This window comes from Pseudonocardia alni (assembly GCF_002813375.1).
GTDB lineage: Bacteria > Actinomycetota > Actinomycetes > Mycobacteriales > Pseudonocardiaceae > Pseudonocardia > Pseudonocardia alni.
Window position 1 is genome coordinate 3,304,801 of record NZ_PHUJ01000003.1, and the last position, 18,035, is coordinate 3,322,835.

An 18,035-nucleotide genomic window follows, 5' to 3' on the forward strand; every position below is an offset into this window, starting at 1 on the left:
CCTCCTCGTTACCATCGCCACATGTCCACCTCCCGCGGCCGCTCCTCGGCAGGGCGCGGCGCGGAACCCGGCCGTGAGGGCCGGAGCGCACGCGCCGGCCGTGCCGGGCGCGCCGACCGGTCCCCGGACCGCCGTCGCCGGCTGCGCACGGTGGACGAGACGTCCGCCGGTGGGCTCGTCGTGCACCCCGAGACCGGCGCCGCCGCGCTGATCGGCCGGCTGGACCGCCGGGGCAGGCTGCTGTGGTCGCTCCCGAAGGGCCACATCGAGGCCGGTGAGACCGCGGAGCAGGCCGCGGTGCGCGAGGTGCAGGAGGAGACCGGCATCATCGGTGAGGTGCTGGCTCCCCTGGGCACCATCGACTTCTGGTTCGTCGCCGAGGACCGGCGCGTCCACAAGACGGTCCACCACTACCTGATGCGCGCACTCGGCGGCGAGCTCTGCGACGAGGACGTCGAGGTCTCCGAGGTGGCCTGGGTGCCGCTCGACGAGCTCGAGGGCCGCCTCGCCTACGCCGACGAGCGTCGGCTGATCCGGCACGCGGCCAACCTGCTGGAGGAGACGGCGTGAGCCGGGTCGCGGCCCTGGTCGCGATCGTGCTCACCGCGGTGGTGGCACTGCTCCTGCCTGCGGCGTTCCCGGCGGGCGCCCCGCAGGCCGCCGCCCGGGACCGCCCGGCGCAGCAACCGGCCCAGCAGCCCGTCGCCCCGGTCCGGCTCGACGTCGGCACGATGACCCCGCGGGTGGTCACGTCGGCGGGGCCGGACGAGCTGGTCGTCACCGGGACCGTCACCAACACCGGCCCGGGGATCGTCGACGACCTGGCCGTCCGGGTGCAGCGCGGGCCGGTGCTCGCCGGTGAGGCGGCGCTGCGGGCCGCGCTGGGCGGGGAGGCCGCGGTCGACGACGCGACGCCGCCGTTCGCCGACCTCGGCCCGCTCGCGCCGGGCGCGTCGGTCCCGTTCCGCTACGCCGTCCCGCTCACGGGGCCCCCGCAGTCGACGCTGGCGCTCCCCGGCCCGGGCACCTACCCGCTGCTGGTGAACCTCAACGGGACCGTCGACGGCACGCCGTCGCGGCTGGCCGGGGTCCGGACGATGCTGCCGGTGTCGTCGCTGCCGGGGGCCGCGCCGCCGTCGTCGCCGGTCGCCGCCGCGCCGGTGACGATGCTGTACCCGATCACCGACGCCCCGCGCCGCGTCCCGCCGCTGCCCGGCGAGCCGCCGCTGCTGACCGACGACGACCTCGCGACCTCCTTCGCCGACGGCGGCCGGCTGCGCGGCCTGGTCGAGGCGCTGGGCTCGGCCGCGCCCGCCGGGTCCCCGACCCGGGCCGCGCTCTGCCTGGCGATCGACCCCGAGCTCGTCGCCACCGCGGCCGCCATGCGCGACGGCTACGGCGTCGTCACCGGCCCCGACGAGTCCGTGCCCGGCCGCGGCGCGGAGGCGGCGGGCCAGTGGCTCGCGGCGCTGACCGCCGCCGCGCGCGGGACCTGCGTGATCGCGCTGCCGCCGTCGGACGCCGACCTCGTCGCCCTGGTCCGCGGCGGCCGGGCCGACCTCGCCCGGACCGCGCTGGACCGCGGCCGCCGGACCCTGTCCACCGAGCTGGGGACCACGGCCCTCGACGGCGTCGTGTGGCCCGCCGACGGCGTCGTCGACGAGGCGACGCTGGACGCCCTCGGCGGCGGGACCCGGCTGCTGCTCTCCGCCGACGGGGTGACCGGCACGGCGGCCTCCGGCCGGGTGCGCGTGGGCGGCTCCGACGCCACCGGCCGCGACGGCGACGACTCCGCGCTGCTCACCGACCCGCTGCTCACCGAGGCCGCGACCGGACCCGCGGGCGTCGAGGTGCAGGAGGGGGACGTGGGCGGGCTCGCCGGCCAGGACCTCGCCGGGGCGCTCGCGTTCCGGGCCGGGGACGCCGGCGGCCCGCTGGTCGTCGCACCGCCGCACCGCTGGGCCGCGGACGGGCCGGCCGCCGCCGGGGTGCTGACCGCCCTGACCTCGCTGATCGACGACGGCCGGATCGCCCCGACCGGCCTGTCCACCCTCATCGACGGCGCCGTGCAGGCGGGCGGGACGCAGCTGTTCTACCCACCGCAGGCCGGCGGCGCGGAGATCCCGGGGACGGTCGTGTCCGGGGTGGCCGACCAGGTCCGGACGATCGAGGCGCTACGGGCTGCGGCCGAGGCCCGCACCGGGGTCGGGGCCAGCCCCGCCGACGTGTTCGACCCGCTGGTGACCGGCACGCTGCGGGCGGTGTCGTCGTGGTGGCGGGGCGACCCGGGCCGCGCCGAGCGGGAGGAGACCGTCGTCGCCGACCGGATCGCCGAGATCCGCGCGTCGGTGCGTGTGGTGGAGCCGCCCAGCCCGTACTCGCTCGGAACCAGCGACGCACCGCTGCTGATCACCGTCGCCAACGGGCTGCCGGTGACGATGAACGTGCGGGTGGTGCTGTCGAGTACCACCGGGCTGCGGGTCGCCCCGATCGAGGTGCAGGCGGTCCCCCCGCGCGGCCGCGTCCAGGTGCGGGTGAGCGCCCAGGTCACCCGCTCCGGGGTGTTCAGCGTCGACGCGGGCCTGCTCACCCCCGACGGCGTCGCGCTCGGCCCGGACACCCGGCTACGGGTGCGGTCGACGGTCTACGGAACGGTCACGGTCTGGCTGACCGCGATCGCCGGCGGTGTCCTCGTGGTCCTGGTGGTCCGGCGGGTGCTGCGCCGGCTGCGTCCGGCCGCCGCAGCCGGGCCGTCCGGTGGCCCCGGGCCCGGCCCCGGGTCAGGGCCCGGCACGTCCCCGGACGTCCCCGTGCCACCGGGACCGGCGCCGTCCGGACGCGTCCACGGCTCTTGAGCCGGGGGAGACAAGGAACACGGCTGTCGTTCGCCGTCCGGTATTGACCGCTCGTCGCATCACAGGTGCTTTCCGGCGAATCCGGAGGGCGAGGAGGCAAACCGATGGTCCCCCGTCTCCGAAAACAGGGGAGACGGATCCGGGGCGTGTTCTCGGCTCGTCCACATCCGACCGAGTGCCGTAGGCTGACGCCGGACACGACACCGAGCGCCAGGGGAGGGCGAGGCCGTTGAGCGGGCAGATCGGCGAGCGCACTGCCCGGACCGGCCCCCACCCCGTCGAGGACGACGCGACCCCCCGTCCGCACCCGTCGCTCGACCCCACCGACGCCACGGCGACCGCCGACGCACCCGGGACCGCCGGAGTACCCGCCGACGAGCAGCCGACGGCCGCCGTGCCCGCGGTGCCGGCCCAGGCCCGGCCCACCGAGCGCATCCCGCCCGTCCGCGAGACCGCGGGCACCACCGCGGGCTCGCCGCTCACCGAGCGCTACGTGCTCCGTCAGCGGATCGGGTCCGACCCGGCCGCCGGGGCGGAGTTCTGGCGCGCCGAGGACACCGTGCTGCGCCGCCCGGTCGGCGTCACGCTGCTGCGCAGGCTCCCCGCCGACGACCGTTCCGACGACCCGGAGGGCACCGCCCGCGCCGGCGAGATGATCGTGCGTGCCCTGCGCTCGGGCTGCTTCGAGCACTCCGGCAGCGCCCGGCTGCTCGACGTACTGGCCCCGGGCACGCACGGCCTGCCGGCCGACGTGCTGGGCGCCGCCGTCGCCGAGTGGGTGCCCGGGCGTTCGCTGGCCGAGACCGTCGCCGAGGGCCCGGTCCGCGCGCAGCGGGCCGCCAAGGCCGTCGAGACCCTCTCGGCCGCCGCCACCGAGGCCCACCAGCAGGGCCTGGTCCTCGGCTGCGACCACCCGCAGCGCGTCCGGATCACCCCGGACGGGCGCGCCATGCTGGCGTTCCTGCTCCCGCGCCCGTCGGTGTCCGCCGCCGACGACGTCCGCGGGCTCGGCGGGATCCTCTACTGCCTACTCACCCGGCGCTGGCCGCTGTCGGTGTCCGACGCCGCCCGCGCCGGGCTCGTCGCCGCCGACCGCACGCCCGCGGGCCGGCTGCGCCCGGCGTCGCAGCTGCGTCCCGGGGTGCCGCTGGAGCTGGACACGCTGTGCAGCGGTGCGCTCGGCCAGGGCGACGGCGTCAGCCGGGTGCACACCGCCGCGGCGATGCACCGGATGCTGGCCGACGTCGTCGCCGAGGACGCCGACCAGGCCTTCTTCCCGCCGGTGCACGACGGCGCGCCCGCCGAGCCCGACGACGTGTGGCAGGACTCCGACCGGCTGCCCGACACCCGCAACGACCCCCGGCGCCGCCGCAACCTGCGGATCGGTCTCGGGGTGCTGGCCGTCGGCGTACTGATCGTGCTCGGGTACGTCGCCGTGCAGCTGGGCATGCTGTTCGGCGGCGGCGGCACCCCGCCGGTGGTCGTCCCGCCCGCGGCGAGCGCCCCGGTGCAGCAGCAGATACCCGCCCCTGCGGCCCCGGCCGCGTCGTCCGGGACGGGTACCGCGGTGCCGGACGTGTCGGCGACGGTGTTCGACCCGGTCGGCGACGCGGACAACGCCGGCACCGTCGGCAACGCCGTCGACGGCGACCCCTCCACCGTGTGGACGACGAGCCGCTACTTCCAGCCCTTCCCGGCGCTCAAGCCCGGGATCGGCGTGCTGGCCTCGTTCGACGCCGCCGAGCCGCTCACCGGGCTCACCATCGACTCGCCGACCGCGGGCGCGGTCGTGGAGGTCCGCTCGGCCCCGTCGGCCGAGCCGACGCTGGCGGAGACGACGCTGCTCGACACCGTCACCCTGTCCTCGGGACGGACGACGGTCGGCCTCGACCCGGGACGCCCCACCCAGCACGTGCTCCTGTGGATCACGAACCTCGGGCCGGACAACCAGACCCGGATCGACGACATCGGGTTCCGCCGCACCGCACCCTGAGCCGCACCGTTCGCGATCGCGACGGACCGGCCCGGCAACGTCCGTGAGCACCGCCCGGCGCTGCCTACCGTGCGCGGGTGACGACCGTCGACCGGATCCCGGACCGGGCCCCGCCCGACCTGGACGAGATGTTCCGCAGGTACGCCGACCGGCTCTGGTCGGTGGCCCTGCGGATGCTCGGCGACCGGACCGAGGCCGAGGACGCGGTGCAGGAGGCGTTCCTGTCCGCGCTCCGCTCGCCCGGGTTCCGCGGTGACGCCGCGACGGGGACGTGGCTGCACCGGATCCTCGTGAACGACTGCGTCGACCGGCTCCGCGCGGCCGGGCGACGACGGGACCGGCTGCGGGCCCTGGAGACGGTCGTCGCGGCCCGGGACCACGCGGGCGGGCTCGTCGTGCGGCTCGCCGTCTCCGACGCGCTGGCCCTGCTGCCGGTGGACCAGCGGGCCGCTCTGGTGCTCGTGGACGGGCTCGGCTACGGCGTCGCGGAGGCGGCGGAGATGCTGGCGGTGGCGCCGGGGACGGTGAAGAGCCGCCGGGCCCGTGCGCGGGCCCGGCTGGCCCCCGTGTTGCGGGAGGACGAGGGATGAGTAGTTCTCACCGATCCGACGACAATTCGCCAGAAAGCACTCGTCGGAACGACGACAACCACCGTTCAGCTGCTTCATGTCATGTCGACGAAGAACACTTCACCGAGGTCGGGACGCGGGTGGCCCGGGAGCTCGGTCCGGCGGCGATGCCGCACGACGTGGCCGCGCGGATGCGGGCGCGGCTCGCCGCGGAGGTGGCGCGAGCGGATCCCGGACCGGAGCGGGTCGAGGCTCCGGCGGCCGGCGGCCCGCCGCCGGCCCGCCGCACCCCGTGGCGTGCGCTCGCCGTCGGCGCGGCGGCACTCGTGGTCGCCGGGGTCGGGCTCGCCGCCCTCGTGCCCACCGCACCGGTCGTCGTCCCGATCGCCGGGACCGCCCCGGAGGAGCTCCGGTCCGCGGCCGCCGGTGCGGACGTCCCCGTCGGCGCGCTCGACGACCCCGCCCGGGTCCGCGCCTGCCTCGCGGCCGCGGGCGACCCGCGAACGGATGCTCCGTTCCTGACGGCCCGCCCGCACTCCGTCGACGGCCGCCCGGCGGTCCTGCTCGTCCTCGGCGGACCGGAACGGGGCCGCTACCGCCTCGTCGCCGTACCGCCGGACTGCGGGCCGGGCACCGCGCGGGTGCTCGCCGAGACCACCACCGGCTGACCGGGCCGGGCACCGGCGACGCCCGGGTCACGTCCGGCGGCACCGACGAGCGGGAATGCCCGTGTCTAGGATCGCGTTCGAGCCATACGGCAGCCACGACGCAGGAGCCGGCCACCCGGGCCGGCACCCGCAGGCCCCGTCATCGCGCCCGTCGCCCGGGCGCGCCAGGAGGGATCGGTACCGGTGACCACCGACGACACGGTGCACAACCTGATCATCATCGGGTCCGGGCCGGCCGGCTACACCGCTGCGGTGTATGCCGCGCGGGCCCAGCTCGCCCCGCTCGTGTTCGAGGGCAGCCAGTTCGGCGGCGCCCTGATGACCACGACCGAGGTGGAGAACTACCCGGGCTTCACCGAGGGGATCATGGGCCCCGAGCTCATGCAGCAGATGCGGGGCCAAGCGGAGCGCTTCGGTGCGGACCTGCGCCCGCAGGACGTCGACGAGGTGAAGCTCGACGGCGACGTCAAGGAGGTGCGGGTCGGCAAGGAGACCTTCCGGGCCCGCGCCGTGATCCTCGCGATGGGTGCCGCCCCGCGCTACCTGCACGTCCCCGGCGAGCAGGAGCTCCTCGGCCGCGGCGTCAGCTCGTGCGCCACCTGCGATGGGTTCTTCTTCCGGGACCAGAACATCGCCGTCATCGGCGGCGGCGACTCGGCGATGGAGGAGGCCACGTTCCTCACCCGCTTCGCCGAGACCGTCACGGTCATCCACCGTCGGGACGAGTTCCGCGCCTCGAAGATCATGTACGAGCGGGCGCAGAACGACCCGAAGATGCGCTGGCGCACCAACTCCGAGGTCACCGAGGTGACCGGCGAGGGCTCGGTGAGGCAGCTGCAGCTGCGCGACACCGTGACCGGTGAGACCAGCACGCTCGACGTCACCGGCATGTTCGTCGCGATCGGCCACGACCCGCGCAGCGCGCTGGTGGCGGGCCAGGTCGACGTCGACGACGAGGGCTACGTGCAGGTGGACGGACGTACCACCTACACGAACGTCCCGGGCGTCTTCGCCTGTGGCGACCTCGTCGACCACACCTACCGCCAGGCGATCACCGCCGCGGGCTCCGGCTGCTCGGCCGCGATCGACGCCGAGCGCTGGCTGGCCGGCCACGAGGTCAGCTCCGAGCTGGCCGGCGGCGGCTACGGCTCGGAGGAGACCGCCCCGGCGGCCGCCGTGGCCGACGCCGCGCACTGATCGCCCACCGGCACCCGACAGACCCGCATCCGCGACCGAAGGAGAACCCCATGGGCAACAACACCGTCGACGTCACCAGCAGCTCGTTCGACCAGGACGTCCTGAAGAGCGACAAGCCCGTCCTGGTCGACTTCTGGGCCACCTGGTGCGGCCCGTGCAAGATGGTCGCCCCGGTGCTCGACGAGATCGCCGGTGAGAACTCCGAGAAGCTGACCGTCGCCAAGCTCGACATCGACGCCAACCCGGAGGTCGCCCGCGACTACCAGGTCATGTCGGTCCCGACGATGATCCTGTTCTCCGGCGGCAAGCCGGTGAAGCAGATCGTGGGCGCGAAGCCGAAGGCGGCACTCCTCGCCGATCTCGCCGACCACATCTGATCACTGTCCGTGCGCCGTATAGCGCACGGAGATAACGCTGCGTGTCCCGGTTGATCACAACCGGGACACGCGCGTATCCGCCCCGCTGCACTCCTCCGGGGGCGGGGCAGGGCACAATGAGTCCGGCACGCGTCCGGTCACCGGGCGAAACCGACCGATCACGGGCGTCGCACGGCGCCTCACGACTGCGAGCGAGGGGTGCATGCAGCTGCTCCGGCGCGGGGACTGCGGTCCGGCCGTACGCGAGATCCGGACGACGCTGGGACAGCTCGGTCTGCTCCCGGCGGTTCCGCCGGGCTCGCGCGCCCAGGACATGTTCGACGACGGCGTGGACCGCGCCGTCCGCATGTTCCAGCAGGGCCGTGGCCTGATCACCGACGGCATCGTCGGACCGGACACCGCCCGCGCGCTGCGGGAGGCGGGCTGGAGCCTGGGCGACCGGATGCTGTCGTTCACGCTCTCCACCCCCACCACCGGCGACGACGTCGCCCACCTGCAGGAACGCCTGCTCGAGCTCGGGTACAACCCGGGCCGGCCGAGCGGGTTGTTCGACCATCAGACCGAGCAGGCCCTGATCCGCTTCCAGCGTGACTACGGCATGACCCCCGACGGTGTCTGCGGCCCGGAGACGCTGCGCGCGCTGCGCCAGCTCGGCCGCAAGGTCACCGGCGGGCGTCCGCACCTCATGCGCGAGCAGGAGCTGCTGCGCCGGGCCGGCCCGCGGATGCGCGGCAAGCGCATCGTCATCGACCCGGGGCACGGCGGGCACGACCGCGGTGTCGACGTCGGCGGGGTCACCGAGGCCGACCTGATGTGGGACCTCGCCCGCCGGGTCGTCGGCCGCATGTCGGCCACCGGTATGGAGGCACTGCTCTCCCGCCCGGAGAACGGCAACCCGCCGGACACCGAGCGCGCGCAGTTCGCCAACGACGTCGGTGCCGACATGGTCGTGTCGCTGCACACCGACGCGAGCTTCAGCCCGCACGCGCAGGGTCTGGCGACCTACTACTTCGGCAACGGGTCGGGCACCACGTCGAACGTCGGCGAGGCGCTCGCCGGGCTGATCCAGCGCGAGCTGCTCACCCGGACCTCGATGCTCGACTGCCGCAGCCAGACGTGCACCTGGGAGCTCGTGCGCCGGACCCGGATGCCGGCCGTCCGCGTCGAGGTCGGGTATCTGACCCACCTCGGGGACCGCCGCAAGCTGCTCGACCCGGGCTTCCGCGACGTCGTCGCGGAGGGCATCCTCGTCGCCGTCAAACGGCTGTACCTGCTCGGGCAGGACGACCAGCCCACCGGCACGTTCACCTTCAACGACGTGCTGGCCCGCGAGTACGCGAGGGACGAGATCCGGGCCGTCTGAGGCCCGTCACGGCCCGCAGTGCCCCGCCCGGCCCCCTCACCCGGGGTCGGGCCACCGAGGCCGCCCACGGCCCGCTCAGAGCGCCCTCAGATCGTTTCTGCGGGCGGCACGAACGAGAGCTGGCAGGACCCCGCGCGGGCCGGTGTCGCCGTCGGGCGCGGCGCCGCGGTCTGCATCGGGATGGTCACCGTGTTGAACAGCTGTTCGAGCGCGGCCTCGACGTCGGACTTCCACTCCAGACCCGAGCGCAGCTCCATCCGCAGCCGCGGCCAGCGGTGGTGCGGGCGGACGGTCTTGAATCCGACCGAGCGGAGGAAGTCCGCCGGGACGACGCAGTCGGACTCGGTGCCGGGACGCGCGTCGCCGAACGCCTCCACTGCCTTCACCCCGCGTCGGGTCAGGTCCTTCACGACGGCCTGGGCGAGCGCCCGGCCCAGTCCCTCGCCGGCGAACTCCGGGGCCACCTGCATCGTGGTCAGCAGGACGGCGTCGGCGCTGACCGGTCCGGTCGGCATCTCGGTGGCACGGGGGACCGACGCCGGCGGCGCGAACAGCACGTACCCCGCGGGGGCACCGCCGACGTAGACGACCCGGCCGCAGGAGCCCCACTCGAGGAGCACCTCCGACAGCCAGGCCTCTTTCTCCAGGTCGGTCGTGCCGTACCCCTCGGTCTGGTCGGCGAGCTGGGGCGAGAGCTCCCAGTAGACGCAGTTGCGACACCGCTTCGGCAGATCGCCGAGGTTGTCGAGGTTGAGCGCGGCAACGTGCCAGGACACGGAATCCGACCTCCGGATGTCGTCGTCGCGCGATGCACGCGCTGCTGCACGGCCCGGCCCGTCCGGGGCGTGGTCCCGACCCCGGCGCCGGAGCAACCGTCCCCCTGGCTGCCCCCGGGTCCGGTGACCCCGCGCAGCCCGAGACTAGGTGGATTCTCGCGATCCCGTCACCCCGAGAGGGCCCACCGGTACGAACGTCACGACGAAGGGCGGGCCGATCACCCGTCGCGGTTACACTCGGCGAGCCTTTTCCCCTCGCAGAGGAGCACGCGATGACCCTGCCCGACCGCCCGCAGCAGCCCGACGTCCGCCGTTCCGCGGCCGCGGCGGCCGCGCAGGCAGCGGCGGCAGGGGAGGGGGCCGTGGTCCCGCTCGCCCCCACCGAGCGCTTCGCGACCCGTACCGCCGGGATGACGGCGTCGGAGATCCGGGCCCTGTTCGCCGTCGCGAGCCGTCCCGAGGTCGTCTCGCTGGCCGGTGGCATGCCGAACCTGGCGGCGCTGCCGCTGCAGTCCCTCGCCCGTGAGGTGGCCGAGCTCGTCGACGTGGACGGCATGTCCGCGCTGCAGTACGGCTCCGCCCAGGGCGTCCCGCAGCTGCGCGAGCAGATCTGCGAGGTCATGCGGGAGGAGGGCATCGAGGCCGACTCGAACGACGTCGTCGTCACCGTCGGCTCGCAGATGGCCCTCGACCTGCTGACCCGGATCTTCGTCGACCCCGGCGACGTCGTCCTGGCCGAGGGACCGTCCTACGTCGGCGCGCTGGGCAGCTTCGCCGCCTACCAGGCGCGGGTCGTGCACGTCGCGATGGACGAGCACGGACTGGTCCCGGAGCTGCTGCACGAGGCGCTGGAGTCGCTGGCGCGGCGGGGGATCGTCCCGAAGTTCCTGTACACGATCCCGAACTTCCACAACCCGGCCGGCGTGACGCTGGCGCACGAGCGGCGCCCGCGGATCCTGGAGCTGTGCCGCCGCTACGGCGTGATGGTCGTCGAGGACAACCCCTACGGGATGCTCGGGTTCGACGGCGAGGTGCACCCGGCGCTGCGCTCGTACGACCCGGACGTGCTGTACCTGGGGTCGTTCTCGAAGACGTTCGCGTCCGGGCTGCGGGTGGGCTGGGCGCTGGTACCGCCGCTGGTGCGGGACCGGCTGGTGCTGGCCGCGGAGTCGGCGACGCTGTGCCCGCCGTCGTTCACGCAGATGCTGGTGTCGCGCTACCTGTCGCACCACGACTGGCGCAGCCAGATCAAGACGTTCAGCGAGAACTACCGCGAGCGCCGCGACGCGATGCTCGCCGCGCTGGAGACGTACCTGCCCGAGGGCTGCACCTGGAACGTCCCCGACGGCGGGTTCTTCGTGTGGCTGACCGTGCCGGAGGGCGTCGACACGAAGGCGATGCTGCCCCGCGCGGTGACCGCGCGGGTCGCGTACGCGTCCGGCACCGGCTTCTACGCCGACGGTTTCGGCAGCCGCCAGCTGAGGCTGTCGTTCTGCTTCCCGACGCCCGAGCGCATCACCGAGGGCGTGCGGCGGCTGGCGGCGGTGCTGGAGGCCGAGATGGAGGTCGTGCGGACGTTCGGGACACCGGTCCGCCCCGAGCTGACCCGGGGCACCCAGAGCCCGTCGCCGGACACGACCTGACGCCGTCCGACGACGGCGATGTTTCACGTGGAACGCCCCGGACCGGCTCCCGGTCCGGGGCGTTCCCGTTCATGGCGCAGAATGCCCGCGTGAGCGATCGAACGGTGGCCGTGCTGGCCGGAGGCCTGTCCCACGAGCGTGAGGTGTCCCTGCGATCCGGTCGTCGACTGGCGGGTGCGCTGCGCGCGAACGGTGTCGACGTCCGCGAGTGGGACGTCGACGCGCGCCTGCTGGAGCGGTTGTCGACCGACCGGCCGGACGCGGTCGCCGTCGCGCTGCACGGGGGCGAGGGGGAGAACGGCGCCGTGCAGCAGGTGCTGGAGCTGCTGGGCATCCCCTTCGTGGGGACGCCGTCCGGGGCGTGCCGGGTGGCGTGGGACAAGCCGAGCGTGAAGACCGAACTCGTCCGCGCGGGCCTCTCGACGCCGGACTGGGTCGCGCTGCCGCACTCGACCTTCCGTGAGCTGGGCGCGCAGGGCGTGCTCGGTGCGATCGTCGAGCGCCTCGGGCTGCCGCTGGTGCTGAAGCCGGACCAGGGCGGCTCGGCGCTCGGTGTGCAGGTGGTCCGGAACGCGGCGGACCTGCCGGCCGCGATGGTCAGCTGCTTCGCCTACGCCGAGACGGTGCTCGTCGAGCGGTTCGTCGCCGGGACCGAGGTCGCAGTGTCGGTCGTCCACGACGGGGAGGAGCCCCGCGCGCTGCCGCCGGTGGAGGTGGAGGTGCCGTCCGGGTTCTACGACTACACGTCCCGCTACACACCCGGTGCGGCCACGTTCCACTGCCCGGCGCGGCTGCCGTCGGACGTGCTGGACGCGCTGGCCGACACCGCCCTGGCCGCACACCGGCTGCTGGGGATGCGCGACGTGTCGCGCACCGACGCGATCGTCGACGCCGACGGTCACGTGCACGTCCTGGAGATGAACGTGTCGCCGGGCCTGACCGACACCTCGCTGCTCCCGACCGCGGTGGCCGCGGACGGTTCCGACCTCGCGACGGTCTACCTGGCGCTCGTCGAGCGCGCGGCGGCCCGGCAGGACTGAGCGGTGTTCCACGTGAAACCACAGCGGTGTGGTTCCACGTGGAACATCAGCCGAGCACACCGCCCCAGGGCTCGGGAGCCCGCCACACCTCCAGGAGCGGGCTCACCCCGTCCCCGAGACCTGCTTGCTGCGGACCATCGCGACGCAGGCGACGAGCTACACGAGCCGGGCCGCCTCGCAGAGAGCGAGCAGCTCGGCATCGACGAGGCGGTCGGCCGCCCGCTCGGAGGCGGCGACGACCTCCGGACCGGCGAGGTCAGGTCCCACTCGACCGGTCCGACGCAGACGTGTTCGAGGTCGGCGTCGTACGGTCCGTCCGGGGTCCGCAGGACGTTGCAGGCCGGCGAACCCCCGTGCACCGGCTGCGGGGGTGTACCGGGCAACCGGTCGGCGCAGCCCCGCCTCGTCGCCGGGCACCGGGCACCGGGCACCGGGCACCGGGCACCGGGCACCGGGCACCGGGCACCGGGAGGATCGTCGCCCACTCCCGCAGCCCGCGGTCGCGGTCGGTGGGGGAGACGTGGGAGGTGTCGTGCCGCAGCGCGTCGGGCATCGGCGTGACCGAGTCGTCGGGTGGGCACATCCGTCCGGCTCGACCGGACACGGTCGTAGCGCGGTGTGCAGCCGGGGCACCGTCGCGCCGCTCGCACCGGCGTCGGGCGGGCCGTCCGGGGACGACGGACGGTCCGGCGCTCCCGGAAGGTGAGGGACAGGCCCCCGGCGGCGACGGGTCGCGGGATGTGCGGGCCGGACCACGGGGTGCCCGACGTCCGACACCCATCGGGAGACCGCGAGCTCGCGCCGCTACTGCTCCGCCTGTCCCGCCGGATCGAGGCCGGGCGGGAGGCCGGTGCGGACACGCACCACGACCGGCTCCGGCTCCAGCGCGACGACGATCGAGAACAGGTCGTGCAGGACGCGGGGTGTACCGGGGCGGTAGCCGTGGTCCAGCGTGACGGACACCGCGGTGTCGACGGCGCGGTCGGTGCGAGCGGCAAGCTCGGCGGCGGTGAGCACCGGGCCATCCTGGGGCGTCGGGGTGTTCCACGTGAAACACACGCACGCGACGCCGGTCGGATCGCTCGGGCGGGTGGGGTCGGAGCCGCTCGGTGTGCGCCCGAGTCTGTCGCAGTGGGTCGCCCCGCTCTGCGCCGTCCGGTCCCGCACTGTCCGGTTCCGCACTGTCCGGTCCCGCACTGTCCGGTCCCGCACGGCCCGGGCCGCGTCCGGTTTCGCGCCCCGGAGTCGTGCCGGCGGGCCGAGCACTCCCGCGCCGAGCACTCGCAGGCCGCCGGGCACTCGTGGGCCGGGCGATCCCGGGCGAGCGCTCCTGGGCGAGCTCTCCTGGGCGAGCTCTCCTGGGCCGGGCGCCGGCGGTCCGGGCATCGGTGGACCTGCCGCCGGTGGGCCGGACGCGGTGGCCGGCTTCAACGCCGCGGCACGCGCGGTCATCCCGGATGCCGGCCGCCGCACACCGGGTCGGCGCATCCGGGCCGGGCGTCCCCGACACGGTCACCGGACGGCGACACCGGCCGGACTCCACCGGGAATGCCGAGGTGCGGCGATCCCACCGGGTGCTTCCGGCTGCCACCTCGGACGAGCCCCACAGCGCCGCGGAGGCGCACGGGTCGGCGTCGCGCGCACCCGGTACACGGCGACGAGGCCCGCACCGCCCAGGCCGCCCTCGGCGGGAGGAGACCTCGACCCGGTCGCCGTGTCCGTGCGGCGCGTACGGGATCGCGACGCGGCTGATCCCGCAGCGTGGGCGGACCACCCCGGGGCTGCCGCATCCGCAGGCCACCCGCTCGCGAGACCGAGCCCGACGCGTTGTCCGACGCCCGCCACGACCTCCGTCGCTGTTCCACGTGAAACATCGACGCCGTCCGCCGCGGACCCGATCACCTGCAGTACCGAGACCGCCGGAGAGAGCCGCGGGCCCCAGCTCCGCACGAGCCACGCGACCCCGGGCCGGACGCCCCGTCCCACTCGTCGGCCGAGCCCGGCCGATGGGCACCCCGTACGACCGTCGCCCGGGACCCACCACGAGCCGATCCACGCGCGACCACCATCGATGACGGGCCAGTTCAGACATACGTACGACTGATCAGGCGTGTTCCGGCCAGTCCGCACCCCGGCACCCATCGACAGACCGAGAAAGGCGACCAATCGGGCAGGTCCAATGGCTCAGCGGTCCCACACGGCTCCTGAGACCCGCCCCGGCCTCCCCACCAAACCGCCACGCATCTGAAGGCTCAGAGGCCGTCTGAGGGCGCCCTCAGAAGCCGTCCAGCGCGCCACATCACGCCGCCACCCCCACGCCCGGACAGACCGACGGCCGCCGTCCACGGGGACGACGGCCGTCGGGGAAGGGGAGTGGTGTCCGGTCAGTCGCGCTCGCTGATCCCCATCAGCCCGGTGATCCGGTCGAGGTCCTCCACCGATCCGAACTCGACCACGATGCGGCCCTTGCGCTGACCCATCTCGACCTTCACGCGGGTGTCGAACATGTCGGCCAGCCGGTCGGCGCGCTCGACGAACTCCGGGCGCTGATCGCCGCGACGGCGGACCCGGCGTTCCTGCGGAGGTCCCGAGTGCCGCGCCAGCACGACGGCCTCCTCGGTCGCGCGGACCGACATGCCCTCCGCGACGATGCGGGTGGCGAGATCCTCCTGTTGCCCGGCGTCCTCGAGACCGAGCAGGGCGCGCGCGTGCCCGGCCGACAGCACGCCGGCGGCGACCCGGCGCTGCACCGACACCGGCAGCTTCAGCAGCCGGATCATGTTGGTGACGACGGGCCGGCTGCGGCCGAGCCGGTCGGCGAGCTCGGAGTGGGTGACGCCGAACTCGGCGAGCAGCTGCTCGTAGGCGGCCGCCTCCTCGAGGGGGTTGAGCTGGACGCGGTGGATGTTCTCCAGGAGCGCGTCGCGGAGCATCACGTCGTCGGCGGTGTGCCGGACGATCGCGGGCAGCGTCTCCAGCCCGGCGCGCTGGGCCGCACGCCACCGGCGCTCGCCCATGATCAGCTCGTAGTCGACACCGGCCCGGCGGACCACGATCGGCTGCAGCAGCCCGAACTCACGGATCGAGTGCTCCAGCTCGGCGAGCTGGTCGTCGTCGAACTGGGTCCGCGGCTGCTTGGGGTTGGGCACGATCCGCCGCAGCGGGATCTCGCGGTACTCCGCGCCGCCGTCGACGACCGGGGTCTCGGGCTCGTGGTCGTCGCGCCGGACGGCCGGGGCCGGGCGGTGCAGGGGTGCGCCGGGCCCGCTGTTCCCGGGCCGGTCACCGGACTCCGACGGGCCGGTGGGGATGAGCGCGGCGAGACCGCGGCCCAGTCCACCCTTGCGCTCGGCCATCTCAGCGACCGTCCGGGCGGTAGGCGCCGCTCGCCCCGTGCTCGGCGATCTCCCGGGCCGCGTCGATGTAGCTCATCGCGCCGCGGGAGCCGGGGTCGTAGGCGAGCACGGTCTGGCTGTAGCCGGGGGCCTCGGAGACCTTCACGCTGCGCGGGATGACCGTGCGCAGTGCCGTCGGGCCGAAGTGCTGGCGGACCTCGGAGGTGACCTGGTCGGCGAGCTTGGTGCGGCCGTCGTACATGGTCAGCAGGATGGTCGACACGTGCAGCGAGGTGTTCAGGTGCGACCGGACGAGGTCGATGTTGGACAGCAGCTGCCCGAGCCCCTCCAGCGCGTAGTACTCGCACTGGATCGGGATGAGCACCTCGGACGCCGCGACGAGCGCGTTGACCGTCAGCAGCCCCAGCGACGGCGGGCAGTCGATGAGCACGTAGTCGACGTCGAGCCGGGACAGCGTCTCGTCGTTCAGCGCCTGGGCCAGCCGGGACTCCCGGGCGACCATGCTGACGAGCTCGATCTCGGCGCCGGCCAGGTCGATCGTGGCGGGCAGGCAGAGCAGGTTCGGCGACGCGGTGCTGACCGCGACCGCCTCCTCGAGGGGGATCTCGCCGAGCATCACCTCGTACACCGACGGCGTGCCGGTGCGGTGCTCGACGCCGAGTGCGGTGGACGCGTTGCCCTGCGGGTCGAGGTCGATCACCAGCACCCGGATGCCGTGCAGGGCCAGGCCCGCGGCGAGGTTGACCGTGCTGGTCGTCTTCCCGACCCCGCCCTTCTGGTTCGCGACGCCCATGACACGGCGCGCGGCCGGGCGGGGCATGCCGTGCCGGTCGGGGTGCAGGACGCGTGCGGCCCGCTCGGCCTCGTCCGCGATGGGGGTCCATCCGGCACTCATGCGCGACCCTCGCTTCCTGGACGGTTCGTGCCCGGTCGGTGTTTCACGTGAAACGGCGCTCCGGCACCCATCATCGCCGTTCCTTCCTCCGGTTGCGGCGGGGCGCGCCGGTCCGCGGGATCTCGACCACCGTGGTCAGCGGATCGACCACACCGGCTCCGGTCTCGTGGATCCGGGGCTCGCCCCCTCCGAGCGCACGGACCGCTGCGGCGTCGCGGGCGATCTCGTCCGGGGCGGAGGCGCCCTTCAGCACCAGCATCGCACCCCCCTGCCGCAGCAGCGGCAGGCAGATGCCCGCGAGCCGGGCCAGCGGTCCGACGGCCCGGGCGGTGACGACGTCGGCCCCCTCCCATCGTCGCAGAACGGGCTTTTCCTCGGCACGCCCCCGTTCGACGACGATGTCCAGGCCGAGGTCGCCCAGCACCTCGTCCAGCCACTCCACCCGGCGGGCCAGCGGCTCGATCAGCACGATCCGCAGGTCCGGCCGGGCCAGGGCGAGCGGGATCCCGGGGAGCCCGGCACCGGAGCCGACGTCGGCGACCCGGGCGTCGGCGGGCACGACCTCACCGAGGACCGCACAGTTCAGCACGTGCCGGTCCCACAGCCGGTCCCGCTCGCGCGGGCCGATCAGCCCGCGCTCGATCCCGGAGGTCGCGAGGTGCTCGACGTAGCGGACGGCCAGCCCGGTCCGGTCGCCGAAGACCTTCTCCGCGACCTCCGGGGTCGGGATGGGGGAGGTGGTCACTTCTTGTGGACCACGACCTGGCGACGCGGCTCCTCGCCCTCGCTCTCGGAGACGACGCCCTTCACGGTGGCGACGGCGTCGTGCACGACCTTGCGCTCGAACGGCGTCATCGGTCGCAGCCGGGCGGACTCGCCGCTGGTCTTGACCTCCTGGGCGGTCTCCAGGCCGAGCTCGGTGAGCTCGTCGCGGCGGTGCCGCCGCCAGCCCGCGATGTCGAGCATCAGCCGGCTGCGGCTGCCCAGCTGCTGCTGGACGGCCAGGCGGGCCAGCTCCTGCAGGCTCTCCAGCACCGACCCCTTGTCGCCGACGAGCTTCTGCAGGTCGGCGTCGTCCTCGGCGCCCTCGATGCTGACGATGGCGCGGCCGCCCTCGACATCGAGGTCGATGTCGCCGTCGTAGTCGAGGATGTCCAGCAGGCGCTCCAGGTAGTCACCTGCGACGTCGCCCTCCTGGATCAGCAGGCTCTCGCCGGACGGCTTGTCCTGCACGTCCGGCCCCTCGGCGGGCTCCTTGGCGGTGGTGGGCACGCGCAACTCCTCTCGTCAACGGTTCGCGGTC

Annotated in this window: 16 protein-coding genes; 10 read left to right on the forward strand and 6 right to left on the reverse strand. The window is 74.5% G+C overall.

The window, feature by feature from the left end; genetic code table 11:
- The first annotated feature begins 21 nt into the window (after positions 1 to 21).
- From ATL51_RS16370 to ATL51_RS16405, 8 genes are all read left to right on the forward strand, one after another.
- Positions 22 to 570, forward strand: a complete 549-nt coding sequence (locus ATL51_RS16370; RefSeq protein WP_202417219.1) for an NUDIX hydrolase — start codon at positions 22 to 24, stop codon at positions 568 to 570.
- Complete coding sequence (locus ATL51_RS16375) at positions 567 to 2,855, forward strand: DUF6049 family protein (protein ID WP_100879094.1); 2,289 nt, start codon at positions 567 to 569, stop codon at positions 2,853 to 2,855. The genes ATL51_RS16370 and ATL51_RS16375 overlap by 4 nt, the downstream gene beginning before the upstream one ends.
- 229 nt (positions 2,856 to 3,084) lie before the next feature.
- Complete coding sequence (locus ATL51_RS16380) at positions 3,085 to 4,848, forward strand: protein kinase family protein (RefSeq protein ID WP_100879095.1); 1,764 nt, start codon at positions 3,085 to 3,087, stop codon at positions 4,846 to 4,848.
- 77 nt (positions 4,849 to 4,925) lie between these two features.
- The gene (locus tag ATL51_RS16385) at positions 4,926 to 5,438 is read left to right on the forward strand and encodes a sigma-70 family RNA polymerase sigma factor (protein ID WP_073573699.1); all 513 of its coding nucleotides are present in this window, start codon (positions 4,926 to 4,928) and stop codon (positions 5,436 to 5,438) included.
- A 119-nt stretch (positions 5,439 to 5,557) separates the two neighbouring features.
- Positions 5,558 to 6,085 (forward strand): hypothetical protein, encoded by a 528-nt coding sequence (locus ATL51_RS16390; RefSeq protein ID WP_100879096.1) that lies wholly within the window; start codon positions 5,558 to 5,560, stop codon positions 6,083 to 6,085.
- Between the two features lie 183 nt (positions 6,086 to 6,268).
- Complete coding sequence (gene trxB, locus ATL51_RS16395) at positions 6,269 to 7,282, forward strand: thioredoxin-disulfide reductase (protein ID WP_100879097.1); 1,014 nt, start codon at positions 6,269 to 6,271, stop codon at positions 7,280 to 7,282.
- Between the two features lie 50 nt (positions 7,283 to 7,332).
- Positions 7,333 to 7,659, forward strand: a complete 327-nt coding sequence (trxA, locus tag ATL51_RS16400) for a thioredoxin (protein WP_020622767.1) — start codon at positions 7,333 to 7,335, stop codon at positions 7,657 to 7,659.
- A gap of 202 nt (positions 7,660 to 7,861) precedes the next feature.
- Entirely contained in the window at positions 7,862 to 9,022 is a 1,161-nt protein-coding gene (locus tag ATL51_RS16405) for an N-acetylmuramoyl-L-alanine amidase (RefSeq protein ID WP_100879098.1), read from the forward strand.
- 86 nt (positions 9,023 to 9,108) lie between these two features.
- On the opposite strand, the gene ATL51_RS16410 is transcribed toward ATL51_RS16405, so the two are convergent.
- Positions 9,109 to 9,798 carry a GNAT family N-acetyltransferase gene (locus ATL51_RS16410; protein WP_253068370.1) on the reverse strand — a complete coding sequence of 230 codons (690 nt, stop codon included), beginning with the start codon at positions 9,796 to 9,798 and terminating at the stop codon, positions 9,109 to 9,111.
- A 272-nt stretch (positions 9,799 to 10,070) separates the two neighbouring features.
- Between ATL51_RS16410 and ATL51_RS16415 the strand changes: the two genes are divergently transcribed.
- Together ATL51_RS16415 and ATL51_RS16420 are read left to right on the forward strand one after the other, a co-directional pair.
- Complete coding sequence (locus tag ATL51_RS16415; RefSeq protein WP_301549054.1) at positions 10,071 to 11,441, forward strand: aminotransferase-like domain-containing protein; 1,371 nt, start codon at positions 10,071 to 10,073, stop codon at positions 11,439 to 11,441.
- An 89-nt stretch (positions 11,442 to 11,530) separates the two neighbouring features.
- Complete coding sequence (locus ATL51_RS16420; protein WP_100879099.1) at positions 11,531 to 12,481, forward strand: D-alanine--D-alanine ligase family protein; 951 nt, start codon at positions 11,531 to 11,533, stop codon at positions 12,479 to 12,481.
- Positions 12,482 to 13,285: 804 nt separating this feature from the next.
- On the opposite strand, the gene ATL51_RS16430 is transcribed toward ATL51_RS16420, so the two are convergent.
- The 5 genes from ATL51_RS16430 to ATL51_RS16450 all read right to left on the reverse strand — a co-directional run bounded on the left by ATL51_RS16430 (position 13,286) and on the right by ATL51_RS16450 (position 17,965).
- Positions 13,286 to 13,498, reverse strand: coding sequence for a hypothetical protein (locus tag ATL51_RS16430; protein ID WP_100879100.1), 213 nt, complete (start codon positions 13,496 to 13,498; stop codon positions 13,286 to 13,288).
- A 1,367-nt stretch (positions 13,499 to 14,865) separates the two neighbouring features.
- Positions 14,866 to 15,837, reverse strand: coding sequence for a ParB/RepB/Spo0J family partition protein (locus ATL51_RS16435; RefSeq protein ID WP_100879101.1), 972 nt, complete (start codon positions 15,835 to 15,837; stop codon positions 14,866 to 14,868).
- A gap of 1 nt (position 15,838) precedes the next feature.
- Positions 15,839 to 16,732, reverse strand: coding sequence for a ParA family protein (locus ATL51_RS16440; RefSeq protein ID WP_100879102.1), 894 nt, complete (start codon positions 16,730 to 16,732; stop codon positions 15,839 to 15,841).
- A 70-nt stretch (positions 16,733 to 16,802) separates the two neighbouring features.
- The gene (gene rsmG / locus ATL51_RS16445; protein ID WP_062399027.1) at positions 16,803 to 17,477 is read right to left on the reverse strand and encodes a 16S rRNA (guanine(527)-N(7))-methyltransferase RsmG; all 675 of its coding nucleotides are present in this window, start codon (positions 17,475 to 17,477) and stop codon (positions 16,803 to 16,805) included.
- Entirely contained in the window at positions 17,474 to 17,965 is a 492-nt protein-coding gene (locus ATL51_RS16450) for a Jag family protein (RefSeq protein WP_100880756.1), read from the reverse strand. Before ATL51_RS16450 ends, rsmG begins: the two co-directional genes overlap by 4 nt.
- Positions 17,966 to 18,035 lie beyond the last annotated feature (70 nt).